The organism is Mycobacterium adipatum (assembly GCF_001644575.1).
GTDB lineage: Bacteria > Actinomycetota > Actinomycetes > Mycobacteriales > Mycobacteriaceae > Mycobacterium > Mycobacterium adipatum.
Window position 1 is genome coordinate 1 of sequence record NZ_CP015597.1, and the last position, 25,118, is coordinate 25,118.

28 protein-coding genes and 4 pseudogenes are annotated in these 25,118 nt (G+C 64.4%); 12 read left to right on the plus strand and 20 right to left on the minus strand.

All coding sequences use genetic code 11. The annotated features are described in order from the left end of the window. Window positions 1-6: 6 nt before the first annotated feature. Window positions 7-1,182, plus strand: a complete 1,176-nt coding sequence (locus A7U43_RS27675; protein WP_068004396.1) for a hypothetical protein — start codon at window positions 7-9, stop codon at window positions 1,180-1,182. Window positions 1,183-1,818: 636 nt separating this feature from the next. On the opposite strand, the gene A7U43_RS29905 is transcribed toward A7U43_RS27675, so the two are convergent. From A7U43_RS29905 to A7U43_RS30700, 10 genes and pseudogenes are all read right to left on the minus strand, one after another. Continuing rightward, window positions 1,819-1,968 (minus strand): hypothetical protein, encoded by a 150-nt coding sequence (locus tag A7U43_RS29905; RefSeq protein ID WP_156526200.1) that lies wholly within the window; start codon window positions 1,966-1,968, stop codon window positions 1,819-1,821. Between the two features lie 51 nt (window positions 1,969-2,019). Next, the gene (locus tag A7U43_RS27685) at window positions 2,020-2,457 is read right to left on the minus strand and encodes an AAA family ATPase (protein ID WP_068003908.1); all 438 of its coding nucleotides are present in this window, start codon (window positions 2,455-2,457) and stop codon (window positions 2,020-2,022) included. 197 nt (window positions 2,458-2,654) lie between these two features. Beyond that, window positions 2,655-2,861 carry a hypothetical protein gene (locus tag A7U43_RS27690; protein WP_068003909.1) on the minus strand — a complete coding sequence of 69 codons (207 nt, stop codon included), beginning with the start codon at window positions 2,859-2,861 and terminating at the stop codon, window positions 2,655-2,657. Continuing rightward, complete coding sequence (locus A7U43_RS27695; RefSeq protein ID WP_068003911.1) at window positions 2,858-3,391, minus strand: hypothetical protein; 534 nt, start codon at window positions 3,389-3,391, stop codon at window positions 2,858-2,860. The genes A7U43_RS27690 and A7U43_RS27695 overlap by 4 nt, the downstream gene beginning before the upstream one ends. Window positions 3,392-3,975: 584 nt before the next feature. Further along, on the minus strand, window positions 3,976-4,164 hold the full coding sequence (locus tag A7U43_RS27700) for a hypothetical protein (RefSeq protein WP_068003914.1): 189 nt from the start codon (window positions 4,162-4,164) through the stop codon (window positions 3,976-3,978). Then, a complete protein-coding gene (locus A7U43_RS27705) occupies window positions 4,161-4,412 on the minus strand; it encodes a hypothetical protein (RefSeq protein ID WP_068003916.1) in 252 nt (83 codons plus the stop codon). The genes A7U43_RS27700 and A7U43_RS27705 overlap by 4 nt, the downstream gene beginning before the upstream one ends. Next, window positions 4,409-5,017 (minus strand): hypothetical protein, encoded by a 609-nt coding sequence (locus A7U43_RS29435; RefSeq protein ID WP_082902491.1) that lies wholly within the window; start codon window positions 5,015-5,017, stop codon window positions 4,409-4,411. Before A7U43_RS29435 ends, A7U43_RS27705 begins: the two co-directional genes overlap by 4 nt. Window positions 5,018-5,044: 27 nt before the next feature. Beyond that, the gene (locus tag A7U43_RS27715; protein WP_197500125.1) at window positions 5,045-5,797 is read right to left on the minus strand and encodes a hypothetical protein; all 753 of its coding nucleotides are present in this window, start codon (window positions 5,795-5,797) and stop codon (window positions 5,045-5,047) included. 173 nt (window positions 5,798-5,970) lie between these two features. After that, entirely contained in the window at window positions 5,971-6,381 is a 411-nt protein-coding gene (locus tag A7U43_RS27720) for a hypothetical protein (protein WP_068004409.1), read from the minus strand. 142 nt (window positions 6,382-6,523) lie between these two features. Continuing rightward, a pseudogene (locus tag A7U43_RS30700) lies at window positions 6,524-7,279 on the minus strand (deazapurine DNA modification protein DpdA family protein); the annotation flags it as partial. Between the two features lie 455 nt (window positions 7,280-7,734). On the opposite strand from A7U43_RS30700, the gene A7U43_RS27725 reads away from it, so the two are divergent. Next, window positions 7,735-8,379 carry a hypothetical protein gene (locus A7U43_RS27725; RefSeq protein WP_231963837.1) on the plus strand — a complete coding sequence of 215 codons (645 nt, stop codon included), beginning with the start codon at window positions 7,735-7,737 and terminating at the stop codon, window positions 8,377-8,379. Window positions 8,380-8,425: 46 nt separating this feature from the next. Here A7U43_RS27725 and A7U43_RS27730 read toward each other — a convergent pair whose 3' ends face one another. Continuing rightward, on the minus strand, window positions 8,426-10,429 hold the full coding sequence (locus A7U43_RS27730; RefSeq protein ID WP_156526201.1) for an autotransporter outer membrane beta-barrel domain-containing protein: 2,004 nt from the start codon (window positions 10,427-10,429) through the stop codon (window positions 8,426-8,428). Between the two features lie 531 nt (window positions 10,430-10,960). Further along, on the minus strand, window positions 10,961-11,908 hold the full coding sequence (locus A7U43_RS27735; protein WP_082902492.1) for a DUF2637 domain-containing protein: 948 nt from the start codon (window positions 11,906-11,908) through the stop codon (window positions 10,961-10,963). A 544-nt stretch (window positions 11,909-12,452) separates the two neighbouring features. Between A7U43_RS27735 and A7U43_RS27740 the strand changes: the two genes are divergently transcribed. The 4 genes from A7U43_RS27740 to A7U43_RS30460 are packed head-to-tail and all read left to right on the plus strand — an operon-like array spanning window position 12,453 to window position 14,758. Next, window positions 12,453-12,827, plus strand: a complete 375-nt coding sequence (locus tag A7U43_RS27740; protein ID WP_068003921.1) for a hypothetical protein — start codon at window positions 12,453-12,455, stop codon at window positions 12,825-12,827. Next, window positions 12,824-13,027: a hypothetical protein gene (locus tag A7U43_RS27745; protein WP_068003922.1), complete on the plus strand. Its 204-nt coding sequence runs from the start codon at window positions 12,824-12,826 to the stop codon at window positions 13,025-13,027. Before A7U43_RS27740 ends, A7U43_RS27745 begins: the two co-directional genes overlap by 4 nt. Next, window positions 13,006-13,263: a TNT antitoxin family protein gene (locus tag A7U43_RS27750; RefSeq protein ID WP_231963839.1), complete on the plus strand. Its 258-nt coding sequence runs from the start codon at window positions 13,006-13,008 to the stop codon at window positions 13,261-13,263. The genes A7U43_RS27745 and A7U43_RS27750 overlap by 22 nt, the downstream gene beginning before the upstream one ends. Window positions 13,264-13,315: 52 nt before the next feature. Then, window positions 13,316-14,758, plus strand: a complete 1,443-nt coding sequence (locus A7U43_RS30460) for a site-specific integrase (RefSeq protein WP_231963880.1) — start codon at window positions 13,316-13,318, stop codon at window positions 14,756-14,758. Between the two features lie 263 nt (window positions 14,759-15,021). On the opposite strand, the gene A7U43_RS29445 is transcribed toward A7U43_RS30460, so the two are convergent. Next, the gene (locus A7U43_RS29445) at window positions 15,022-15,528 is read right to left on the minus strand and encodes a hypothetical protein (protein ID WP_082902493.1); all 507 of its coding nucleotides are present in this window, start codon (window positions 15,526-15,528) and stop codon (window positions 15,022-15,024) included. A 175-nt stretch (window positions 15,529-15,703) separates the two neighbouring features. Between A7U43_RS29445 and A7U43_RS29450 the strand changes: the two genes are divergently transcribed. Next, window positions 15,704-16,639: a hypothetical protein gene (locus A7U43_RS29450; RefSeq protein ID WP_156526202.1), complete on the plus strand. Its 936-nt coding sequence runs from the start codon at window positions 15,704-15,706 to the stop codon at window positions 16,637-16,639. 68 nt (window positions 16,640-16,707) lie between these two features. Next, on the plus strand, window positions 16,708-17,355 hold the full coding sequence (locus tag A7U43_RS27765) for a hypothetical protein (RefSeq protein ID WP_156526203.1): 648 nt from the start codon (window positions 16,708-16,710) through the stop codon (window positions 17,353-17,355). A 9-nt stretch (window positions 17,356-17,364) separates the two neighbouring features. Here A7U43_RS27765 and A7U43_RS27770 read toward each other — a convergent pair. After that, a protein-coding gene (locus tag A7U43_RS27770; RefSeq protein WP_156526204.1) for an IS3 family transposase occupies window positions 17,365-18,527 on the minus strand; the annotation gives its coding sequence in 2 pieces (ribosomal slippage) (window positions 17,365-18,240 and window positions 18,243-18,527; 1,161 coding nt in all). Window positions 18,528-18,689: 162 nt separating this feature from the next. On the opposite strand from A7U43_RS27770, the gene A7U43_RS27785 reads away from it, so the two are divergent. After that, window positions 18,690-20,039, plus strand: coding sequence for a hypothetical protein (locus A7U43_RS27785; RefSeq protein WP_156526205.1), 1,350 nt, complete (start codon window positions 18,690-18,692; stop codon window positions 20,037-20,039). After that, window positions 20,026-20,235, plus strand: coding sequence for a hypothetical protein (locus A7U43_RS27790; RefSeq protein ID WP_231963881.1), 210 nt, complete (start codon window positions 20,026-20,028; stop codon window positions 20,233-20,235). Before A7U43_RS27785 ends, A7U43_RS27790 begins: the two co-directional genes overlap by 14 nt. An 88-nt stretch (window positions 20,236-20,323) precedes the next feature. On the opposite strand, the gene A7U43_RS30705 is transcribed toward A7U43_RS27790, so the two are convergent. After that, a complete protein-coding gene (locus A7U43_RS30705) occupies window positions 20,324-20,653 on the minus strand; it encodes a P-loop NTPase family protein (protein ID WP_418287709.1) in 330 nt (109 codons plus the stop codon). Between the two features lie 27 nt (window positions 20,654-20,680). Between A7U43_RS30705 and A7U43_RS30710 the strand changes: the two genes are divergently transcribed. Further along, entirely contained in the window at window positions 20,681-20,935 is a 255-nt protein-coding gene (locus tag A7U43_RS30710; RefSeq protein ID WP_418287710.1) for a lantibiotic dehydratase C-terminal domain-containing protein, read from the plus strand. Here A7U43_RS30710 and A7U43_RS30715 read toward each other — a convergent pair. From A7U43_RS30715 to A7U43_RS29470, 3 genes and pseudogenes are all read right to left on the minus strand, one after another. Further along, window positions 20,928-21,197, minus strand: a complete 270-nt coding sequence (locus A7U43_RS30715; protein WP_418287711.1) for a DUF6221 family protein — start codon at window positions 21,195-21,197, stop codon at window positions 20,928-20,930. The genes A7U43_RS30710 and A7U43_RS30715 overlap by 8 nt on opposite strands. An 81-nt stretch (window positions 21,198-21,278) precedes the next feature. Continuing rightward, window positions 21,279-22,069 (minus strand): annotated as a pseudogene (locus A7U43_RS30720) (SDR family NAD(P)-dependent oxidoreductase). Window positions 22,070-22,197: 128 nt separating this feature from the next. Then, complete coding sequence (locus A7U43_RS29470) at window positions 22,198-22,599, minus strand: Imm61 family immunity protein (RefSeq protein WP_082902498.1); 402 nt, start codon at window positions 22,597-22,599, stop codon at window positions 22,198-22,200. Here A7U43_RS29470 and A7U43_RS30165 point away from each other — a divergent pair. Then, window positions 22,545-22,693 (plus strand): annotated as a pseudogene (locus tag A7U43_RS30165) (IS1380 family transposase); the annotation flags it as partial. The gene A7U43_RS29470 and the pseudogene A7U43_RS30165 sit on opposite strands and share 55 nt — an antisense overlap. A gap of 239 nt (window positions 22,694-22,932) precedes the next feature. On the opposite strand, the pseudogene pdxS reads toward A7U43_RS30165, so the two are convergent. Next, a pseudogene (pdxS, locus tag A7U43_RS27800) lies at window positions 22,933-23,855 on the minus strand (pyridoxal 5'-phosphate synthase lyase subunit PdxS). Continuing rightward, the gene (ald, locus tag A7U43_RS27805) at window positions 23,852-24,946 is read right to left on the minus strand and encodes an alanine dehydrogenase (protein WP_068003944.1); all 1,095 of its coding nucleotides are present in this window, start codon (window positions 24,944-24,946) and stop codon (window positions 23,852-23,854) included. The pseudogene pdxS and the gene ald overlap by 4 nt, the downstream one beginning before the upstream one ends. Window positions 24,947-25,118 lie beyond the last annotated feature (172 nt).

A 25,118-nucleotide genomic window follows, 5' to 3' on the forward strand; every position in this document is an offset into this window, starting at 1 on the left:
TCGGTGGTGGCCAGCGATTTCTCCACCACGGTCCTTCCCAATTACGTCGCAGCTACTCGCACCGACACCGTCCCATTCACCCGCAGCGCCGAAGCCGCCGACATCTTCCGCGGTGTCACCGACTCCAGCGCCAACCTCAACGTCGACGGCGCCAACGCGATAGCCGACAACGCCAGCGCCGAAGCCGCCGAGATCGCAGCCATCCCCAACCCCAACTCGCCGGAGGGCTTAGCCGCCATCCTCGGCATCATCAACCAGCACCAGACTCGGACAGCTGCCATCGTGACCCAATCAGTGGCCACCGAGCAGGCCCTAGGGCAGCAAGCCGCCAATGCCGGCGGCGCGGACGCCAAAGCAGACGACAGCCACGTTCAACTGGTGGACCATCGGACCCTTCCAGAGAGCCCAATTCCATCGCCGCTTCCCGACCCCGATGCCGGCAGCGGCGATCCGCCACTGCCGGTGTCAGACTTGGGGCTGCCCGCATACGACGCGGGAAGCCTGTCGGCGGCCGAAACCAGAACCGTCTACTTGCACGGCGAGCTTCGCATGCGCGAACTCAACGAACGACTGATAGCCGAGGGGTTATCACCTGAGCAGCGCGCTCAGATCATGTTCGAGCAACGCAACGCCCTGCGCACCTGGACGCGTGGTCTCATGGAGGATCGTGCGTTGGCCGAGCAGATCACTGCCCAAAACCCCAACCTCACCTGGGAAGACCTCATCGCCCGTAACGAAGCAAAAGGCAGACACGGCGACGACCTGTGGAACGCGATCATCGAAAGTTCCACCCACAGCCGCCCCAGCGTCAACGACGCTGTTGGAATCGACCCAGAACACCCACCACCCCTACCGGCGGCCCCACCGGCACCAAGCGGTTCCGGTGGGCTACCACATGCGCCACTGGGAACCAGCGCACCCGAACCGCCAGTGGAACAACGCATCGACACGCCTTCACCGGCCGCCACCGACGGCGCCGGAGGAGGCTCCGGCGGCGGAGGTAGCTGGGGAGCCGAGGAAAACCCAGGGACCGCCGACGGCTGGGGCACGAGCTTGTCCTCGCTGCCGCGCCAAGAACTGGAACAGCTTGCTCGGACCGGTGACCCAGCAATGCGAGTCCTCGCCCAAATGATCCTGCAAAGCCCGGAATATCAAGCCAGAAACCCACCACCGACGGCCTGACCAGTCAGCACCGGGCGCGGTTACGCCTCGGGGGTCAGCGCGTCGCGATTATCGGAACAGAACACACACGAGTCTCCGCGCTCGCTTCCGTAATCAACGAACCTCGCCACCCCCTCGACCACGGCGCGAGCACCCGCAGGATCCAGCATCGGCTCCTGCGGACGGGAAGGGTTCAACGCTCCGATACTCGCAATCAGTGGGACACTGGAGTCAGGATCCCCAGTGACATCGCCAACCACCTGGTTGTCGACAAAGATCGTGTACATATCGTGTTCTGGGAAACCGACGTTGAACCTCAGCACCCACCACTGATCAGCCTGTTGTGCTGCGTAGGGAAAGAACTTGTACCCGGTTCTCACCCACGACGGCCGGACGCTCGTATCGACACTCACAGCCAACCATCCCGTCGACCTACACCAAATCCACCGTCTGCGACCACGCAACCCATCATGCTGCCCATCACCGACAAACACCACAGATTCAGTGCCGCCCGCCATGCGGTCGCTTCGCCCGCCCACGAGATCGCCCCAACCGGGGTCGGGCCTGACGACATAGAAGTCATCTCCACGGTTCCTCATCTTCATCAACACCTCGATATGCCGACCGTAACCGGACCAAGCGACACCGCCGTTTTGCTCAACCCCGCAGCTGGGCGACGAGTCGCCGGCTGATCTCGCGATAAACCAGAGCGCGCCGCTCATCGGTGGTGCCGGGATCGTCCCGCTCGGCGCGCAGTTGGTTCGCGGTCAGACCCGACAGTCGCCGGCCGTCGTCTGAACTGGTCATAGTCGTCTCTCCTTGCATGGTGATAGTCGCTCCTACACAGCCGCGTCAGCTCTAGAAGCACTCCGCGGCCGCTGCCATGCCACGGATGATGTCCTCGGGCACCAGGCGCCCACCAGCGGCACCGCGCGACCGGTTGCGGCGCAGACACTCCTGCAGCGACGTGTCGATCGTGACGACCTCGGCCCGGACCCCATGCCGGGCCGCCTGCATCACCCACACCTCGCGATGGGCGCTTTCAAGGTTGGTGGCATCCACCACCACCGACAGGCCCGCGCCCAGCGCCCGATCGCCGCGCAGCGACTCAATATCGCTCACCACAGCCTCCTGCTCCGCCGTCAGGCCGCTGTACACCCCGAACAGCTCGAAACGGATCTGATCGCGGTTGACCACCTCCCGCCGCTGCGGGGCAGCATCGCGCCACGCGGCCGCCCACGTGGACTTACCCGCACCTGGCAGCCCCTGCAGAATGATCATCACCTGATCTGCCATGACACTCCCCTCTCACCGGGAATCCGAGGCCCGCCCAACCGGCTTGCCCAACACCTGTGATCATACCCCCCGGCCCCGACAAACCGCAGACCAAACACCGGACACCACAACGCAATAACTCACCACCACCCAACCCCTGTGCCGGGTTGGGTGGTGGTGGGCTGCGCGGCCACACAGCCCACCACCAGAGGCGCTACTCACCGAGCTGGCCGGCCCCCGGCATGGCGGCGCACCATCCGCACCGGCACTCGCAGCGCAACCCACAACCACCAGCCCACCAGCGCGTAACCGAGGGTGACCGACACCGGTATCCCCAAGTAGTGGTTCGCCGCACCGGCCAGCACCGCCACCAGCACCAGCATCCGCGCCTGCCGCGCCACGACGCGCACCAGGCCGCCAATCACGGCGAGGCTCCCGCAGCGGTCTCGGTGAAGGCGTCGACCTTCGACGGATCAACCCGAAACCTGCCCCCGTCACGAAACACCGCCACTGCCGTGCGATGTACGTTGCGCAGCAGCACCATCGCCGCCTCATACCCGGCCCAATCGACCACCCGCCACTGAATCGGTCCCATGTGAACCTCGACGTAATGCAAGGTCCTGCGCAGACGCCCGTCATAGGCCGACTGAGTAACCACCGACCACTCCGGTGGCCGCCTCCACGTCACCGACACCACCGACACCCCCGGCCACTCATCACCGCTGAACGCATCCAAGTTCGCGTTACCCGCTGCCCCGCGCAGCGCCTCACGCACCGCCCCGAACGCCGCCAATACCGCCGACACCTGCTCAGCCGAGGTGAACCGCATGAAAATCTCACCCCACTGCACCGACACCACCGCCAGATCCGTCCGCGCATCAGACACCGACACATGCCCGGCCACCGGACGCACCACCACCATCGTCCGCGTCACCAGACCCGCCGGAATCGGCATCCGATCAACCACCCGCGACCCCAACACCGCAACAGCCACTGCACTCCCCTTCCCTGGGAAACCGGACCGGCCCCGCTGGCCTGTCCAACACCTACGATTCTACTCACCCACACCGACGACCACGGCACGAATCACTTAGCAGACCAACATGTTTAGACACCCACTCCCCACCCCCGTGCCGGGTGGGGAGTGGGTGTCTAAACGCAGTGCGTCGACGCGGCTGCAGATTCTTCAGCGGCACGGGCTAGCAGACCGGCCGTCTCGTCGAGGTAGCACTGTGCCATCGCGCGTTGCGCGAGGCTTCGGCGTGTGGGTGCAGTGCTGCGTCTGCCGACAGGGTGGCCGCGTGGTGGGCGAACATCCGGCGACGCTCACCGAGCTCGGCGACAGCAGCTGCATGAATATTCGAGCGGGCCTCGGCAAGGATCGCGGCCGGAGCCGGTATCGGGGTCGCTGACATCAAGGCTCTGACCTCCGGGCTGGGCGGATACAGCCGGGATGCTAGCGCCGCGACCGGACACCGAACACCCATCGCTTCGCGGGCCGATCCGCCGACACAAATCGGCCGGCGGATCGGGCTCACCTCAGCTGTCGGGTGCGGGCTGACCTTCGGCGATCATCCGGTGTAGCTCACCCACGACAGCAGGCAACGACACCGGGCCAGGATGCTCATCGTCGAGCGCCGTTTCCTGGGCCAGGAACGCCCGCCACACGTCGCCGGGGATCGTCACGGCCGCGCAGGCGCCACACAGCTCCCGCGACAGCGGACTCACCGCGACAGCCCGTCGAAGCGGGGCGGGTCGAAGAACTCCGCCGCCGGATCGGGCGCGACGTCGCGCACCACGATCTGGTTGCGTTCCAACCCCCGGAAACCGTCGTCGTCCAGCTCGGCCAGGCCGTCGCCGAGGTCGCACTCATCGGCGTCGAAGTCCACCGGAACCCGCACCGTCACCTGGTGCACGGATTCCTCGACCCACTCGATCACCACTGTTTTCGTCTCCAGCGCAGCAGGATTCGTCATGCTCGCGCCTCACTGTCCTCGAAAGGCCACCCCTCCGGAGCGTCGTCGATGTAGGCGTAGCCGGGCGGATAGTCATACGACGAGGACAGCAGCGCGGCCGCCGCCGGGGATGCCGAGGCGATCGCCTCTTCGCGCGACTCGGTCCAGTCGCCGAAGGTGGAACCGCGACCGGCGTCGATGACGTACTCCTCGTAGTCGTCGATCTGCACTCCGTCGACGAGAACCGTCACGTCGGTCCCGCCGTCGGGATCTCGGACCACGACCAGCTCCAGGCGCGGGCCATGCGGAACGGACACCGCGTCGTCGTGCGCACGACGCAGAAACGCGTTGAGGTCCGACAGCCGCACGATGAAGCTGCCGCGCACATCCAACCCGCTGCCGTAAGCCCGTCGCGGCAGCTCGCTCACCGCAGCAGCCAGCGCAGCGTCGCCGTCGAACGGCGGCTCCGGCCGGGTCTTGGTGAACTCGACGGACAGCCAGGTCCGTCCCTGCTCGATTAGCCACGCCCGGACCACCTCGACCGCGCGCCGCTCGATCGCAGCGCGCACCTGACCCAGACGCGTCTGCAACGTCGCCAGCTGCGGGTCGACGGCCGCGCCGGTCACTGACCGCTCGGGTTCGCCGTCGCCATCTCAAGACACCCCCGCCGAGCCGCTGACAGCCGCGCTGGCGGCCGCGTCCAGCCAGCCGGGACGTCGGAACGCCCACTCGTCTCCCGGCGGGCGGACGGGCATCAGCAGCCCGAAGAAGTCCTCCCCGATACTGATCGCCGTCGGGCCGGGCTTACCGCCCGAAGTCACCGACGGGAACACCACCATGTGCGCCCCGCTGGCCTGCTCATCGGCCCGCGCGCGGGTGAACCGCCCGAGATAGGGGCCGGTGTAGCCCATACCGACGATGCCGCCCATGCGCGAGTCGTCCGACGGCAGCAGGTGGCGCCACTTCGGGAACTGCACATCAAAGCCGCGCACGGTGATCGCCTCCCCCGTGCTGAACCGGAACGTCACCTGCGCACCGGCATCGACGACCTCGATGGTCACCTCACGGGCACCCTCGTCACGCTTGCCCGTCTTGGCCATCTTGACCAGGGCCTTCGCATCCGAACCCGCGACCATCATCGTGAACGCCTCCCCCGAGTACTCGACTCGCGAGGCACCCAGCACGAAGCGATCCGTCGCCACCGCGACCAACTGACCGGCGCCGAACTCCAGCCGCACCGCCTCCAGAACCGGCAGTTTCGCCGACGTCGGGGCCGCAAACAGCAGCGCGTCGGACACGGCGGTGTGCAGCGCCTTCGCCTTCAACATGTTCACCACCGGCGCCACCACACCCTCGATCGAGCTCTCCTCGACGGCGGCGATCGGAGTCTCCAGAACAGCAGTCATGCCACTCCCCTTTCGCGGGAATCGCGGGCCGACCCGACTGGCCTGCCCAACACCGACGACTTTACCGGTGGCCACCGACAAGAACGCATCATCAGATCCGCACTCACACAACGCCATAACGGACCACCACCCCACACCTGTGTCGGGCGGGTGGTGGTGGACAGGTCCGCTGATCAACGGACCTGTCGGCAGACGTCGCACTCCCAGCCGTGGACCTGCCTGGTGCAGGTGCGCCGCTCCTCACACAACCAGCACCTCTGATTGGCCTTGCGCGCCGGATCCTTCACCGGCGTCCGGGCCCCGGCGGATTCCGTCCAGCTGGGCGCGGCCACGCGCGCGGGATCACCACCAGCCAACAACACGACGTACGCGGCCTGAGTCTCGTTGTCCCGTTTGGCCTGCGCCTCGACCGTCATCGCCGGGCCCTCGGTCTGCCGTAGATGGCTGCCGAACGCATCGGCGCACTCCCCGCACGGCATCCCCTGCTCCTCGGCCCCGTTCCCACAGCCCGGCAGGATGCACCGCGGCCCCGACAGCTCGCCGGCCGACACAAGGCCACGCGTCGCGCTTTCTGATCCGCTCATACCGCCCACACCATCCCTGCTCATGCCGCCGCCGTCCGCGCCCTGCCAGCTGACGCAGCTCCCACAAGTCGCGCTGATGGCACGCTCCAACGGTGCCTTCACAGGGCTCACCGTGGTCAGCGCATCCGCCGGCCACCAGGCCGCGGCGCCACCGCAGCGCCCACTTCAGGCAGTTCGAGCACTTGGCGTGAGTACAGCCCGGCAGCCGCGGATTCCTACGCGCGTTCATCGACCACCCCAGCGAGTCCGAGCTGGCCAGCAGGTCACCGTAGATCGGCAGCCCGAGGGTCTTAACCCCGTAACCGTGCAGCGGCACCTCAGGGTCGCGGTCGCGCAGCGCTTCGAGCACCTCACGGATCTCACCGGTGTGCTGCCGTCGGCATACCGAGCCGACACCCACCGACGGGTAATTGCTCAGGTCAACCCCGGCGTCACCGAACATGTCCCAGCACCGCAGGTAGTCCTCAACGGACTGGCCCTGCAAAGTCGGCATGAAAGGCGACTCCGGATGTAGATCATCGTCATCGTCCTCAAACCACAACCGCTCCAGCGCAACGAAGTTCGCTACTGTCCGCCGCTGGTGCTCCTCGACGGAAAGGCCCGTGCGCGCGAGCATGTCGCTCTCGCACATCCAGTCCATCCCAGCAGCCCATTCGAGCTGTCCGATCTCACGGTCATACCGCTTCACCGCTAACACATACGCCTCGGCGGTGGTGCGCCAGCCGCCATACAGAGACAACTCGGAGAACCCGCCGGAATCCAGCGCCCACCCCGAGCGTGCCTTCGGCAGCGTCTTTCGCCGCGACAGTCGACGATGAGACACAAACAACGGCACACCGACGTGCGCCAACCACCCGTCCATATGCGTCCCCAGATAGAACACCGGAGCGTTCGCCATGATCGAAACCCCTCATCGGGTCTGCGGGCCCGCCCTTGCGGCCTGCCCTTCACCAACCAACATACCCGACGCCACCGACAACCGAACCATCACGGGCACAACGGATTAACAACCCAACCCCCACCCCGGTGTCGGGTGGGGGTTGGGCCTAGGTTCCCTCGTCTTTCGCGGTTGGGCGTGGTGTCTTCATTCGGCGTTATCGTCTGCGATGGGTGCGCGGATGTACCGATCAGAACCTGCGCGTCCGGAAGGCAGGTGCACCATGACGGTTCGTATCGACCCGCAAGCACGCGGCCGCGCCGCCGGCCCGGTGGCCGTTCACGCGATCAGCGCAGGGTAGCGACCGTGGCGTGGGGACAGTTGAACGTCGAGCCGACCGACCTGACTCGGATGGCCGGCGAGTACTCCGGACTGCAAACCGCCGCGGCCTCGTCGGCGCCCAGGCCGTCGACGAGGTGCACCGAATCATCGCCAGCCACGGACTCATCGGCTACCCGGTCGCGGTGGGTGTGGTCACCGGCTTGGCCCGCCGGCAGGCGGCGCTGCAATCCAAGGCCGCCGACTTCGAGCAGTACTCCGAACGATTCCTTGAGCACGCTGCGGCCTACCATGACGGCGACCACCAGGGCGCCGAACATTTTCAGGCACTCGACTTCTCACAGAGCGCGACACCACCCACGCTCGTCGACGATGATGATGAGCCTGTCGACTACTTCCCCAAGAATGTGTGCTGGATCGGCACGGCCGGCGGAGACACCTCCGTCTGCTCAAAAGACACCACCGAGTACATGTACGTCGAGGACGGCGTGTGGAAGAACCGTCAGGTCGACAACGGCTTTGTCTCCGAACTCCCGCCCAGCGCCGGCGGCCCCCGCACGACCCTGCTTCCCGAACCGCCGGCGCCAGGGTCGGACCCGTTCGCCGATGCCGGCCCCCGCGACCGCGCGGCATACTGGCCAAACCCCGACGGCTCAATGGGTCGCGCGTGGCGCCAACCCGACGGCTCGGTGATCTCCACGCAGGACACCGGACCCGGACTTAAGATGAGCCCGATCCTCCCCGCGCAGCCGACCAAGGACGAACCCGATAGCGAGACCTGAGCGTGTGGGGCCAGGAACCGATCTGACCCCACACGCTCTGGCCGGTTTACGCGGCCGCAGCTGAGGGCTTCTCGCTGCTGTTGCTGCCCGACTCCGAGCCGCTGCCCCGATGCCCGTCCCTGGCAGAGTCCTCGCCACGGCGGTGCCGGCCCCCCTCGGTCGAGGACGTGCTGTCAGACGAGGACGTCGCCGACGCATTGCGATCAGCGGCTGCGGCATGGCGGCCGTAGGTGTCGGGAGAACTCGAGGTGCCGGTCTGCGGCTCCTCGGATTGTCGGACGGCTCCGGGCGACTTCTGCTCGGAAGCCGCACTGCCGGTGACGGATTCGCCACCCGTCGTGTCTGGCTTCTGGTCGGACTCGGGGTCCGTTGCGGAGGCATCTGTGGGTGCCTCCGCCCCCGTCGAATCCTGCTTGGGCTCCTCGGTCACCTGGTCAGGCACCGTCTCGGCGTCGGTGACCGTCGCGGCGGGGGTCTCCGATGTCTCGGAATGATCGATGGCGGTGTCGCCGGCCGAAGATTCGGATTCTTCGGTCGCGGCGGCCGGGTCCACAGCTGGGGTGACCGCGGCATCCTGGACGTCGATGTCGGGTTCGGCTGCCACCTCGGGCAGAGCGGTCTCGTCGTGGTCAAGCTGCACGGTGGCGGGGCCCATGGCCGACTTCCGCTCTACCCCGAGGGTGGCTGTGGCAGCCGAGGCGGCCGGCGCTGCCAGGGATGTGACGATTCCGCCGATCGCTTGCCCGAGGTCGATGGCGCCGGCGATCGTGTTCAGGGTCGTCTTGGCGGCCAGCGCGGCGACGTTGACGGCGGTGGTGACGATTGTCGCGAGGTTGTGGGGCAGGCCGGCGACGATGGACGAAAGGCCCGCGGCTTGGAGCACCCCGCTGGCTGCTGTGGCGAGTCCATTGACGAGCTTGTTCACCACAGCTGCTCCGGTTCCGGTCAGGTCGGCGCCGACACGGAACGGCATGGACGCGAACGAGCTGGCGGTGTCGACCACCGATCCCACAGTCCTCGCGGCAGCACCGACGAGGATCGCAACGGCGTTGGTGTAGCTGGCTGGGCTCAGCGGAGCTGCGCCGATACGGGTCAACGCAGCTTGCACAGCGCCTGGTGTCGTGCCGTCGCCCAGCCAAGTGCCGACGATGGCGTTCACACCGTTCGCCACACGGTCCAAGGCACCTACTCCCGCTCTGACGACAGCATCAGTGATCCCGTTAACCCCTGCCAACACTGCGGTTACGGGTGCAGACACGACGCCCTGGAGGGCGGTCAGTGCCCCGTCGACTAGCGCGATGTCGGTAAGGGTTTTGCCTGCTCCAAGGAGATCGTTGACCGCTGCTAGGGCATTAGCGATCTGGGCGCTGACACCATGGACCAGTGAACCGCCAAGCTGCAATCCGTTGCTGGCCAGTGTTTCCACCGCTGTAACGCCGCGTTGGATGGCCAGACCGGCAATACCGAAGGGTGAGCCGAGCAGGTTGATATAGCTCGATGCCGACAGTGGATCGTTGACAAGATTGGTCACAGCATGCAGTGCGGTGCCTAGTGTTCCGGTGACCGCCGAGGTCAGTAGTTCGCTGACCTGTCCGGACGTCAGACTGATGCGGTGCCCGACGTCCCGTAATGACCCGCCTAGTTCAGTGAGTCCCCCGGCGGAGGCTGCCTTGAGAGCCACGAGCACTGATACCAGCGTTGGGTTTCTTCCGGCGGCGCCGATCAGCCCATCCCAAATGGTCTCGTTGAGACCGGCGGCCGCGTTCAGCGCACCGGACAGCGTGTGGCCGGCAGAGTCCATCAACGAGGTGACAGTGCTGCCAGCGGCGGCCATCGCGTCGTTGAGGTTATCCACGAGCACGGCGATATCGGCCGGAGAAATAGCAGCCGTCAGGTGTACTTGAGAAACTGTGACCTGGGGAATCGCTGCGGCGGTGAGTCGAGGTGCATCGGTGATGACTATCGGACTGAAAGCGATGGCGCTGGCGACTGTTGCAGCGATACCGCGTTTGAAGTAGGGGCGGGCAGAAAGCTCCACAGAGACCTCCACAGTGAGAGTTTGGCGAAGTGAGAAATCAGCGAACCGCCCGATGGCGAGAATCGCGCAAGCTATGAATCAAATCGATTGATGCGCAGATGATTTGATGGGTGATGTGCAATCGCTCATGAAATCTGCGAGGCGCAGCGGTCCGTCGACTCGCAATGTGTTGGTACCGAGTTCGCGCACGTGCGCGCATCATCCAGCAGGCATGACCGTTTCCGTCCCTTCATCTGACCACTAGTAGACGCGGCGTTGCAGGGCGCGAATAACACTGTTGCGCAGAGCAACTGACGTGTATCAAGTTCAGATGCCCGGACAGTAGCAGCTGTTCTTGACACGGTCGATGGATCGCAATCGCCATGGCTCGAAGGTGCAGGGTCGCGGCAGGCCGATCAGAAGCCGCCGCTGCAGGAGTAATTACGCATTAAGGCGTCCAGCGCGGCTACGGTGCGTCAACTCAGTTCCGCGCCACGCGCCTACCTACTTCGGGCCTGGCCGGCGGTTCCCTCGATGTGAAGAGAGAAAGCGGGAAGAAGGCAGCTATCCGACTGGTGGCGCGGTGCGTTCGAGCACGCCGTCGACGATCTTGCGGATTGGACTGACCTCGCGGTTGTGCAGCGGTGTGGAGTTCACGATGTCTCGGCCGGACTCACCGCCGTCGTACATGCGTTCCAGTATCTCGCCGAGCTGCCCGTTGGTCATGTCGGCGACCTTGCGCACATTGGGCATCTGCTCGCGCACGATGCCGGCGATCGATTCCCACCACACGCGCCGCTCCGCCGGCGCCGACGGACCGGTGTTGATGGCCGCAGGCGACCGGCCAACCGCGTGGGCACCGCCGGCGACCACAGGCAGCGACGGTCCGAATCGGCGCACCGGGTGCGGGTCGGTCTGCGTAGAGGTCAGCGACAGCAAGGCCAGCGTCGAGCAGATGAGCGACAGATCGACCGCGATCGGCCACAGCCATGCGGTGTCTGCGCTCATTCCCAGCATCACCATCAGATCGCGCAGCGCGAAGAAGCTCATCGCAAACGCGCACACCGCCACTCCGACGGTCAGCAGCAGCGCACCGCCCAGGACGAACGCGTCGACGCGTCGGTACCCGCGGCGGCGGGTCTTGATAAGTAGGGCAACCGAATGCGACGAGCCAAGCAACACCGCCGGTGGCACCGCGGCCGCGACAGCGGCCAGTAACTTCAGGTGACTCTCCGGGGCGGTCATCCACGCGTGAATGACGTTGCCTCCGATGGACACCACGGTCGCGAACAGCAGCCACATCCCGAAGAACCACAGCGCGTGCCGGCGCGCATCGTCATTGCGGGATGCATCGGGGCTCGTCGCCAGATCCGCCCTCGGCGCTGGGCGGTCGTCGCCGGCCCGCGGATCCGGGTGCGCCGGCTGGGGGTGCTCCACGGTGATGGTCGGGGTCTGCGCCGTTGTGGTCAGATCGGCGCCGTTGCGGGTGGGCGCGGCGTCGAGCACGGTCATGATTGGTTACTTCCCTTCATCGTGGAGGTGGGGCGACGTCGGCACCGGTCAGCCCGAATAGCATTGCCGCGCAGAGCAACCGGTGAGCTCATCGGGACCAAATGCCCGGACCCTAACAGCTGATGTGGACACCGCGGCGTGTGAGTGCGATCAGGGCTTGTGGGGCGGGTCATATCAGGCCCTTGGCGCGGTAGTCGGCAAGTTTGGCGCGCACCCCTTTGGCGTACGACCGGCGCGCCGCGGGTAGTACCCGGTCCCATCCCCGGCGGCGCGGTGAATGTCGTTGCTGGCGTGGTCTTCACGATCCATTGCAGCCGCGCGTAGCCCTGGTATCAGGTGGTGTGGGTGAACCCGAAGTCCGTCTCAGTGCAAGTGCAGGCCGGCGCCACCTGGCCCCAAAAGATCGCCTACCACGAGATCTCCGATCACCGGCCCGGAGATCGCCAGGTCTACACCGCCTAGCGGTACCGTTGCGGATGTCAACAGTTCCGACCCGCAACCCCCACCCGCGCCCTCGACGTCACAGCCGGCAGAAAGCGACCCCATGACCTGGACAACCGAACTCACCTACACCGCAGACGGCCTCACCGACGAGGACACCGCGGCGCTGGCGAAGGCCCTCGGCGGCGCTGACATCGCCTACGCCGCCGGACGGCTGCGGGTCCAACTCGAGGTCGAGGCAACCACGCTCGAAGACGCCGCCGACACCGCACTGCGCACCGCGGCCGCGGCCACCGGGCTTCTCAAGCCCAGCCGATTCAAGATCCTGCCCACCGAGGAGTTCCTCGACCAAGCCCTGCAGCCCCGCGCGTCGGTCAAGGCATTCCAGAAGCGGTGGGAAGAGACTCGCAACAAGGCCGGCGGACGACCCAGACGCCAGCTTGACACCACACCGAAGAAAGCGATGATCACCTCATGACGCTCCGCGTCGATCGCACCCTGCCCCATCATGCCGCGCTGGGCTTGGTCCTCTTCACCGAGCCGCGACGCCGACCCACCCTCGACGACCGCACCCCCGACCAGATCCAGCGCGACGCCGCCGCCGGCCAGCTCGCGGACACAATCACCCGCACCGCCGAGGCGCCCGCTAGCCGTCAATGTCGAAACCGCCCACACTGAGCGCCGACGTCACAGGTTGGGCACGCACCGCGCACTACGTGACCCTGATCGCCGACGACGGCGACATCCAGTTGCGCTCCGAGACTGGGACCCCAACGGGGTATTACATCCGCCGCCGCGGATCCGACCGTCTCGAACTGACGCAGACCGACGACGGCGACACAGAGCAGCCACTGCTGTTCGTCGCCGACATCGAGGTCCTGGAGCGCTACCTCATCGGCTTGTTCGTTCTATAGCCACCAGACTGTTGTTGCTATGCTTGTCTCGCACTCCGACACGAGGGGCGAGATGCAGAAGTGGTCCGTTGTCCGGTACGACGTGGACCTGCTCGCCCGGGAGTGGCCGACACGGCTTACAGGTTCGATCTCCGATTTCGATGAAGTTTTGGCGCGCTGGCGGAGCGTCCATGGCCAGCGCTTCATTATGCGCAGCGACGGCTTCGTCGATGTGCGTGTCAACGCGTTCTTGATATCCGCGCGGATGCGGGCGCTGGCGAGGACGACTAATCGGGATTATGCGCAGTCGCTGTGCGTGTGGCTGAACTTCCTTGAGGCACGCGGGCAGGTCTGGTCCGCAGCGACGGTAGATGATGCGGAGGAGTTTGAGTTTTGGAGGCGAACCGATCCGAGGAATTTGAGTCCTGTTGGTGCCGCTGCATTTTCAAAGGATGTTGCTGCTTGCAGGAAGCTGTATGCGTGGGCTGCGGAGCGCTTCTCCGACGTGATCGACATCTTTGTCAATGTGGCTGCGCCACCGGCGAAACGCTCAGCAAGGGTGCGGTGGCTTGATCCCGCTGCCGTGGAACGATGGCGCGATGTCGGTCTGCGTGGCCGCGACTCTTACGGCCGCCGGAACGGGTCGCGTCACACCCGCAATGAGCAGCGCAATGTTGCGTTCGTCGACGGGCTTTATGGCACAGGTCTGCGCCTGTCGGAGTGGGCCTCCATCGCTACAGACGAACTACCCACGGCGGGCATGGGCCGATTCTTCTACAAGAACCAGCTTGCCGATGCATGTGCGAAAGGCGGTTACGGGCGCCCATATTGGATACCTCAGCACGTCCTGACCGGCATCGATGCCTACGCCGAGGGGCCTCGCGCCCGAGCCGTACGCGGAGCACAAGCCCTCGGTCGTTATGAGCAGCTGGCCGAGGCGATCATCGTAGGCAGTTCCCAGCGGCGAGGGGTGGTGCGGCTACCTGACGACGCCGGCAGGTTCGTCGACCGCACCTGGAATACGGTGGAAACAGCATTGCGGCGCAGATTATTTCGTCGTACGGATGCTGGCCTGGAGCCGTTGTGGCTGTGGCTGAACGAAGATGGCCTGCCGCGTGACCCGCATGGGTGGCACCACACTTTCGCCGAGGCCAACGCGCGGATCGCAGCGCTGGGGATGCATAACTTTTCTTGTACCCCGCACATGCTGCGACACTCCTTCGCGCTGCGTTGGTTCTCCGTCGGCAAGCTTGTCTATTCGTCTAGATTGGAACATCTTTCGCAGGACGAGCAGCGAGACTTCCGCATCCAGTTCGGGGACACCTGGCACCTCGTGCAGACGATGATGGGTCATCGCCGAGTGGAAACCACCAAGGACGTGTACTTAGAGCCCTTCCGCGCACTCGACGTGGAGGTGCTCCAGACCCAGGCCCACGGCTTGCCGGTAGCGGAGATGATGGCAGACTTATTTGCCAGCCATCCCGCGGTCCTCGGCGATCCGGCGGCTCCGACATGAGTCGTCGCGGTCGTTTCGCCCACCTCCCCGATTCCGGTTTACCTACTCGGCGGGGCGTTCTTGCAGACGGGACGACCGTGCGCTGCTTCGGCGACGGGGACGGTGCATCGAAGGATTTCGCGTGTTCGCGTCTGACGGTAAGTCCGGCCCTACAACGGCTGTTCGCCGAGGCGTTCGCCAAACGCACCGCTCCGGGATCGACTCTGCGGTCTATGGAGGCGATCGGGGACGCGTTTCGATCGATGCTGCGCTTCTCGACTTACCTAGCCAGTTTGTCGCGCCCACCGGCGAGCAAATCCGGGCTGCTCCCGCGTCATATCGACGGTTTCGCGACGCATCTGCGTGTGGGTGGCCACCGGGGCACTCTTCGCAAGGATGTGCAGGCGGTGAAGTCGATTCTTCGGCAGCTTGATTCGTGGGATCCGCTGATGGTGGCCAAACTGGCCGAAGCTCACCCACCTGCCTTCACTACGGGCAGAGGTCACCAAAGTTACAGTCGGGCTGAGTTTCTGCGGATCGCCACGGCCGCTCGCGACGATCTCTGCCGCGCCAGCCGACGCATTCGAGACAATCGAGTGCTGCTGCAGCAGTATCGATCTGGTGCAGTGCAGGATGATCTCACTCGGCGACTTGAACTGCTCGACTATGCGGAACGGCACGCCGACGTGCCACGCCGCGGCGGTGAGTACCCGAGTAAGGCCGACCTGCCAGCACGCTGGGTCAAAGAGGGCAACTTCGGAGCAACCAAGGACATCATCCGGTGGGCGCATCTGGCGCCCATGGAAATCAGTGCCGGCGCCATCCTGCTAGCCATTCCTGACTGGCCAGAACCCCTACACGATCATGAAATGCACGGCCGCCCATCACCGCGCCGACGCCGCGGGCAGCGGCGTGCAAACCGCTATCATCGAGGCCCGCAAACCGCGGCGCCAGGGACGCGCGCACATGGACATCGCATTCACCGCTATCACCGACTGGATCAGTGTCCCCGACGAGTCCGCAGCCCTCTCCTCGCGCGACGAGCTACACACAGCGTTCGGTGTGTACATGCTGCTGCACGAATTGACCGCCTCCAGTCGACGGGTCACGGGGAGCAGCCGGTTGATGCTAGCTTACTGCGCCAATGGCCCCGAGGGGCGCGGAATCCGCGCCCAAGGCGCCGCCGGTGGATGGGTTCACCCCTGGTCGTTACACCACGGTCTGCGCCAGGACTCGGCCCCGGACACCGCAACCGGGCTTCTTGATGTGTCGTTGGTCCGACTGCGGATGACGTACCTGGAACTGCACCAGAAACCGGTGGCCCACACCGAACACACCCTCGTCAACGACTATTTAGGACGCAACCGCGGCAATCTGGCGGACTATCAACGCGTCGTCGCCGCGGCGCTGGACGAACAGGTTGCTACCGCGCGGGCACTGCCGCTCATCGAGAGCTTATCGGCGTCCGATATCGCGCAATCACAACGGGATCCGGTTGCATTGGCCTCACGATTAGCGTTGTCGCACAGCACAGTTCGGCGGATGCTGCAGGGAAAATTGGACACCGTAATGAACGCGTGCATCGACAACGACCACGGCCCACACAGCGAGCCGGGCCAACCGTGCCGGGCATCGTTCATGCTCTGCCTGAGCTGCCCGTGCGCGCGGGCACTGCCACGACACCTACCCACCCAGATACTGGTTTTCGAGCGCCTAGCCGAACGCCGCAACGCGATGACCCCGTTGACATGGACGACACGATTCGCTCTCCCACACGCCCAACTGGCCGATCTGCTCGCACGCCACGACGACACGGAACTCGACGCGGCGCGCGCCGCGACCACTCCGGAGCACCACGACCTGGTAGCACGATTCCTCAACCGCGAGTTAGACCTGCGATGACCGCCCCCGATCCCGAAGTCATACGGGGCAGGCAGCTTCTGCGACCCCGCAGCTCTACTCCGGTGCTCTTGCGCCGGCAGTTGCGACCCGACAACGGCACGGCTGCGCTGTCGCGTTATGGCGACGATGTGTGGCGGTTGGATCAGGGCATCTTCGAGGAGAACGCGAAGAGCATCACCGTCAACTTCACCTCGCTGCCATCACCGTGGCGAGACACCGCGAAACGGTACCTGTGGGTCCTGATCAACGCCGAACCCCCCGCGCAGCTGCGGCGAATGAGGCCCGCCCGACTCTCACTGCAGGGGATCAGGATGCTGTGGTTTCCGCTGAGGAAATTCTTTCAGTGGCTGCATGCCCACCGCGTCACCTCGCTGAGCGCGGTGTCACCCGACTTACTCGATGGCTACCTGGCATTCCTCACCGGAAGTGGCGACCCGCTCACGCAGGTCTATAGCTGTATCGGCGAGGTTCGGCGCCTGTGGGGGTACCGCATGGTGCTACCGGAGGCGATGCGGCTACCTGAGACACCGCCCTGGGACGGCGACTGCACCGGAGTGCTGCTCGGCAAAGTCCGCCCAAGCGCGGAAAACCGCACCCCACGCATCGACGAGCACACCATGCAACCGCTGCTGCTGTGGGCGCTGCGCTTCGTCGAAGAATTCGCCGACGACATCATCACCGCCCAGCACGAACGGGTCTGCTGCACGATCAGGTGACAGTTTCGGTCACGCGGCCTGACTGGCCGGTATGGTCATGATTGCTTCGAATTCGATCGGGGTCAACCGGCCGAGGCCGGCCTGGCGTCGGCGCCGATGGTAGGTCCGTTCGATCCAGGTGACGATCGCGATCCGCAGCTCCTCGCGGGTGTCCCAGCGGCGACGATCGAGCACGTTCTTCTGCAGCAGGCTAAAGAAGCTCTCCATGGCCGCGTTGTCGCCGGCTGCGCCGACACGGCCCATCGATCCGACCATCTCGAAGCGGCCCAGAGCATGCACGAATCTCCTTGACCTGAACTGAGATCCGCGATCGCTATGGACAATGCACCCGGCCACTTCACCGCGGCGTGCCACCGCGTTGCTCAAGGCTGTGGTCGCTAACCGGGACTTCATTCGGGAGTCGATCGAGTACCCGACGATGCGGTTGGAGTACACGTCCTTTATCGCACACAGATAGAGCTTGCCTTCACCGGTGCGGTGCTCGGTGATATCGCTGAGCCACAACTGATTTGGACCGCCAGCGGTGAAGTCACGCTCGACAAGATCATCGTGCACGGGCGGACCGACCTTGCCGTTCTTGCCGCGTTTCTTACCGAACACGCTCCACAATCGATTCTGCGAGCAGATCCGCCAGGCAGTGCGCTCAGCCATCGGCTCGCCGACATCGCGAGCCTCTTCGACCAGGTAGCGGTACCCGAACTCCGGGTCGTCCTTGTGGGCGTCGAACAGGGCGTTGGCGCGGTAAGCCTCGATCATCTCGGCGTCGGCGATCGGAGTGGCCCGCCAGCGGTAATACGGCTGGCGGGCGAGCTTGAGTACCCGGCACGTCACCGCGACGGGGATCCCGTCGGCGGCGAGCTCACTTACGAGCGGGTAGATCCTTTTCCCGGCAGATTGGCCTGCGACAGATAGGCCGCCGCGCGGCGCAGGACCTCGTTCTCCTGCTCCAACAGCCGATTCCGGCGACGCAGCTCCCGCAGCTCAGCCGAATCGCTGGTGCTCTTGCCGGGCTTGGCGCCCTCGTCGATATCGGCTTGGCGCATCCACTTGTGCAGCGTCATCGGGTGCACACCGAAATCAGTGGCGATCTGCTCGATCGTCACGCCGTCGTCGCGGTTGCGGGCCACACGGACGACATCGTCGCGGAACTCACGGGGGTAGGGCCTGGGCACACTGACATCCTTCCAGCTCACCCGCCCCGGGCAAGCCAACTCAGATGTCACCTACTCGTGCAGCAGACCCAACTCCTCTCCCTGCACGCCCGCGGGGTCAAAGCGACCCGCGGACGGACAAGGCAGGAGCCACGGCTGCCCGCCGGAGGTCCCATCCAAATAGTGGCCGATTATGCGCAATCGCTTCGCGACAGCGATGCTCTGATGCCTGGCCGTGTCACGAAGACAGGTGAGCGTGTCATCGACTTCGCCCATGTCGGCCGCATAATCGGCATTCCCCTTCTAGCCAAAGCCTCCTACACGCAAGCCCAGGCGGTGCTGCTCCGATCCGGGCTGCCCATCGACGACGACGCATACCTGTCCACCCCGATCACCGCCACCATCGGTACGCGGCCCTGGCACCCAGGACCCGTCGCCTATCGACGCACGTGGCAACTCGTGCGTCACCTGCACACCGCTTGCCTTATCCTGGTCGCGTACCTCTCCGGTGCGCGGCCGGCAGAGGTCCTGAATCTGCAGCGCGGCTGCATCACGCGGGATGAGGCCACTGACTTGTACCTGATGTCTGGCGGTTATTTCAAGAATGCCGTCAACCAGGACGGTGCCAAAGAACCCGAAGGTTTGCAGCGGCGCGACCCCTGGGTAGTCGTTGCGCCGGTCGCTCAGGCCGTGGCTGTGCTGGAACGGCTGCACAACGAGCAGCTGCTATTCACCCATCGCACGGACCCCACGCGCACCTACGTCACCCGCCGTGCGGGAGGAGCCGCACGCAGCAGCCAAGTGGTCACCGACGACATCCACCGGTTCATCACCTACGTCAACCAGCTGTGTGCGCATCATCACGTCGAACTCATCCCATCCGATTCCCATGGTGCACTGACGATCACGCGGTTCCGCCGCACACTCGCGTGGTTCATCCGACGCCGACCACGCGGCCTGGTCGCCGGGTCCATCCAATACGGCCACGTACACACCCGAATGATCCAGGGCTACGCCGGCGCCTACGACTCTGGTTTTCCCGACGAACTCGCCTTCGAAGAGTTCCTCAGTCGTTTGGAGCAGTTCGCCGACGACGAACACGCGCTTCACACCGGAGAACACGTCTCCGGACCCGCAGCGCAGACCTACCGAAACCGCATCCGCGCCGGCAACGATCGATTCGCCGGACACGTCGTGACCACCACACGCCAAGCCAGAGACCTGCTGGCCAACCCAAGCCTGCAGATTCACCACGGCGAGGCAATGACCTGCGTCTTCGACGCAACAAAGGCGGCCTGCCAACTGCAAGGACATCGCGACGACCCGATGGTCACACCCGACATTGACGACTGCCAGCCCAACTGCCGCAACCTCGCACGCACTGACCGCGACATAATCGCGGTCCGCCGCTACCGCACTCGGCTTGCCGACACCGTGAAAGATACTGCCGCCCCACCCATCCGACACCAACGTGAACTCCAGGAACTCGAACGCATCGACGCTCTCATCAAGGACCACGATGAACACTGCTGAAACCGACCCCGTACGCACCAAGATCCTTGCTGCCATGGATCGACTCCTCGAAGGCAAACCGTTGCGCTCCAGCGGACGCCTCAACGTCTCACAGCTCGCCATCGAGGCCGACGTGCCGCGATGGCATCTCACTCACCAACACGTGGATCTCAAGGAGATGTTTCAAGAGCGCAGGATCAATAGTGTTCAGCGGTAACCGATTCGGCAACTGATCGTGCAACCGGGCACACAGCGTGTCGGTCGCGGATCTGATCCTCGGTCATGCGTGGTGCTCCGGTCTGGGGTTAGGTCGCGTCCCACGCATGACACAGACTCCAGTACTCACCCTCGATGGAAATCAACTCCTCGTGTGTCCCGGATTCGACGATCCGGCCCGCTCGCAGAACGATAATCGCGTCCGCGTCTCGGACTCGTGTGAGGCGATGGGCGATCTCGAATGTCGTACGCCCCTTACGCAATTCAGTGATCGCGCTTGACAGCGCACGTTCCGAGCGTTGATCGAGGGCTGCCATGGCCTCATCCAAAATGAGCACTTTTGGCCGTGATAGCAACGTCCGAGCAATCGATATCAGCTGCTGTTGAGCTGCAGTCAAGATGCACGTATCGTGACCCACAAGGGTGTCGTATCCATCGGGGAATGATTGAACGAAGGTATCAACCGAAGTCGCCTCCGCGACTGCGACCGGAACATCCGCCGTGAACTCGAACAGCTAGGAAACGCATGTGCAGACCGCTACGTGTTCAGCAGAGTCCTAACCAGCCTTTTTCACATGCATTGCAATCGACTCTTTGTGGCCGACCCCGTTGGCGACGAGCTCATTGCATATTCCGTACTGCGCCGCCAAAGACAAAGTGAGCATGCTATTAATCAAGCACTCGAAGACGTTATCAAGTGATGTTTGGAGAGGGTAGCCACTTCGCATCGAAATCTGGATGCTCGATATAAACTTTCGCAAGCTCTAGTGCTGCCCTGGAGGGCGCACCATCTCTTTTAGCGCTTGTCTGCCAACTTTGAGCGTGGAGTTCCTGCAATATGTACCGTTTGAATGCAGCCTCGCGTAAAGCTCGACTCTCGAAGGGATCGTTTACCATCCTCGCCCGGGCATTACGCTCGTCTTCGGATACTCTCGTTTCAAGGAATTTGAAGATGTTCACCATAGCCCCTATCAAATATTTGGCCAATTTGTTCGCGTACCTAAATCGCAGTTAGCGCAGTGTGGCGGCGCGCTGTCTTTGTGGCTAGACGGCTGAGCGCCCTCCGTCGGCTGCGATGACGGCTCCGTGGATCAAGTTCGCTTCCGAACTCGACACGAAAGCGATCACGCGGGCTATTTCGTCAGCAGTCGCATTTCGCCTGGCCAGCGCCTCCCCGGCAAGCCTAGACAAAGTACTTGCGTCGTACATCGCTTTAGTTCCTTCTGTCAGGGTGAGGCCAGGGGCTACTGCATTGACGCGAATTCCCTGGGGTCCGAGCTCTGCGGCCCAGCATCTCGTGAGGGTATTAAGCGCCGCCTTAGTTGCCGAATAGATAGCGGATCCAGCTACGCCTCGCGAGCCCGCCATGCTACTTACGTTTACTATGCAGCCTTGACCGCGTTCCGCCATCTTGGGGATAATTTAGAAACGAGGAAGAAAGGCACCTTCACATTTAGAGCGAATGAGTAATCAAAAATCTCTTCAGACATTGTCGAGGTGCCGCCGCCGATGCCGAAACCGGCGTTGTTAACAAGCAGGTCGATCCGATCTGAGCACGCATAAGACGAATCAACCAAAGCTTGGCAGCTGGACTCATTAGAAAGGGTGGTCTGAAGGAACGTCGCGGCTCCACCCAATCTCCGCAATTCGGATTCTAGCTCTGCGCCACGTGCCGCATTGCGTCCCGTAAATAACACGTCGTACCCACGCATCTTCAGCACGCGGCAGGTCGCCTTTCCGATACCGTTCGTGGCGCCAGTCACGAGCGCAACCGGAGTGCTATCAGCCATATTTCCAGGATACCCAGGAAATGATGAGGCCTGACTACTGACCATTTGATGTAAGCCGCGCTCACTGGCGCGACGACGTGCCGCCGAAACATGCTGGCAATGGGGGCTTTTAGAAACCACGGCAGTCTATGGTGGTGTTGCTGTGATGCACCGTGCATCACAGCGGTATTAAGTTACGGCGTTCCGTAGTGGCCCTTGCAAAGAAGTGGGGTGCCGGTGGGGCTCAGGAAGGCCCGTTTGAGATCGGCGATCGACCACCTGAGTAAGTGGGATAGTGGGACGAGCGCCAGCAGGCTTAGCGTCGGATCCGGTGCTGCGGCCACCGGGCCGTGGCCTCTACGGGTGAGTGTTCGGTATCCGCGCACAATGTCACTGAGCTGGTAGCCCGCGGCGAGATCATTGGTGGTGTGGGGCAATTCGAGGAACGGCAGATCCAGGTCCTCACGTATGTCGTCGGCGAAGATTCTATCGCCGGTAAAAGGTGTTGCTTCTCGATCTAAAGCGACCGGCCGGCGACCCCCATGACCTATTGCGTGCCGCTGGTGTGCTCGCCAGTGCTGCCAACGCCGTGGCATTCGGATCGACGCTGCGGCGGCGCATCGTCACGCCCCTCGCCCGACCGGCGCACCGCGACGCCGACCTATCCTGCATCTCCCACGCCAATGGCCGTAGGTACAGAACTGGCCCGCATTGTGGCGCAAATCCATCAATCACAGTCCACCAGCCGCCACCACGCCCGCCGAGCAGGCGCTACCGAAGAATTCAGGGAGGCCTCGAAACCGGCAACTACACCCAAACCGCCCGCCGGAAGCACCGTGAGGATCAAACCACCCAGGTCAGTCCCGGATCGGGGTTTAACTCCAGCCATCTTCGTGTAACCGGCAGTAGCCAAAGCTGAGAGTGACTAGCTACAAAGCGCGTTCGGCGAGCAGGTGGGGGCAGGGATGCCGTCGACGTTGATGCCGACCATTGCCTCGCCGAGTCCGCGCGACACCTTGGCCAGCACATCGGGATCGTCGTAGAGCGTGGTGGCCTTGACGATCGCCGCTGCCCGCTCGGCGGGGATACCGGACTTGAAGATCCCCGACCCGACGAACATGCCTTTAGCGGCGAGCTGCATCATCATCGCCGCATCCGCCGGAGTCGCGATACCACCGGCGGTGAACATTGTCACCGGCAACTTGCCGGCCCGAGCCACCTCGGCCACCATCTCATAGGGAGCCTGCAGTTCCTTGGCTGCCAAGTACAGATCGTCCTCGCTCAGCGAGGTCAGCCGACGGATCTCGCCGCCGATCTTTCGCATGTGCGTGGTCGCTTTGGAGACGTCACCGGTGCCGGCCTCACCCTTGGACCGGATCATCGCCGCACCCTCGGTCAGCCGCCGCAGCGCCTCACCCAGATTGGTGGCACCACAGACGAACGGCACCGTAAAACGCTACTTGTCAATGTGATTGGCGTAGTCCGCCGGGGTCAGCACCTCGGACACATCGATATAGCCGACACCTAGGCTCTGCAGGATCTGCGCCTCGCCAAAATGCCCATCCGGGCCTTGGCCATCACCGGAATCGTCATCGCGGAGATGATGCCCTCGATCATGTCGGGGTCACTCGTTCGCGACACCCCGCCCTGGGCGCGGATGTCGGCGGGCACCCGCTCCAGGGCCATCACCGCGACCCCACCGGCGGCTTCGGCGATGCGCGCCTGCTCCGGGGGTGACGCCGTCCATGATGACGCCGCCCTTGAGCGTTTCTGCCATGCCGCGCTTGACGCGGGAGGAGCCCACCGCAGGGGGACTCTCACTGGCAGCGGAACCTACTGTGCGACTGGTCATTCTGCTTGTGCAAGATCCCGGAAAGCGCCGGCGACGCCGGCGTGGACGATCGCTCCGTCGCGGGTGTTGACACCGAGGGCTAGCGCCGGGTCGTCGGCGATGGCCTGCCTGGGGCTCTTGTTGGCCAGCTGACGCACATAAGGCAGCGTCGCATTAGTCAGCGCGCGGGTGGACGTCTGCGGCACGACGCCGGGCATGTTGGCCACGCAGTAGTGCCGCACACCGTCGACGACGAACACCGGGTCGGCGTACGTGGTCGGATGTGAGGTCTCAAACGCGCCACCTTGGTCGATCGCCACGTCGATCAGTAGGGCGCCCGGCGGAAGCAGCGTCAGGTGCTCCTGACGTACCACCTTGGGAGCAGCTTTGCCGGGGACCAGAACGGCACCGATCACCACGTCCGCAGTGCCGAGTTCCTGGGCCAGGGTCTCGGGATCGCTGACCACGATGCGGGCGCGTCCGTCGAGGATGGTGTGAAGATCGCGGATCCGGGTCGGGGAGGTGTCCAGGACGGTGACCTCGGCCTGCATCCCGAGAGCCAGTAGCGCGGCCTGGGTGCCGACGACACCTCCGCCGATCACAACAACCCGGCACGGGGCCACACCGGGAGATCCACCGAGTAGCCGCCCGGGGCCGTCATATTCGGTGGTGAGGTAGGCCGCGGCGGCGTGGGCGGCGAGGCGGCCGGCGATCTCACTCATCGGGGTCAGCAGCGGGAGCCCGGTCTGGTTCTGCACAGTCTCGTAGGCGATGCCGAGGGTCTTGGCTTTCAGCAGCGCTTCAGTGAGTGGCCGGTCGGCGGCCAGGTGCAGGTAGGTGAACAGTGTGAGATCCTCGCGCAGGTAACCGTATTCGGCGGGGATCGGTTCCTTGACCTTGACCAGCAGTTCGGCGTTGCTCCAGGCCTCGGCCTTGTCGACCAGCTTGGCGCCTGCCTGTTCGTACTGCTCGTTGCTAAAGCCGGCCAGTACGCCGGCGTCCCGTTCGACGGCGACGGTGTGACCCTCCCGGGTGAGCAGGGACACCCCGGCTGGGGTGATGCCGACGCGGGCTTCTTTGGTCTTGATTTCTTTGACGGTGGCGATACGCATAGGACTGCTCCTCCTGAAGGGGGGCTAGTGGCGGGCAATGTTGTAGAAGCGGATTTCTTGGTATTCCTCGATGCCTTCGCGGGCCCATGCAGGATCGCTTGACGCCGCCGAAGGGCGCGGCGGCATTGGACGGGGCACCCCCGGTTGATGCCGACCAGGCCGGTCTCCAGTG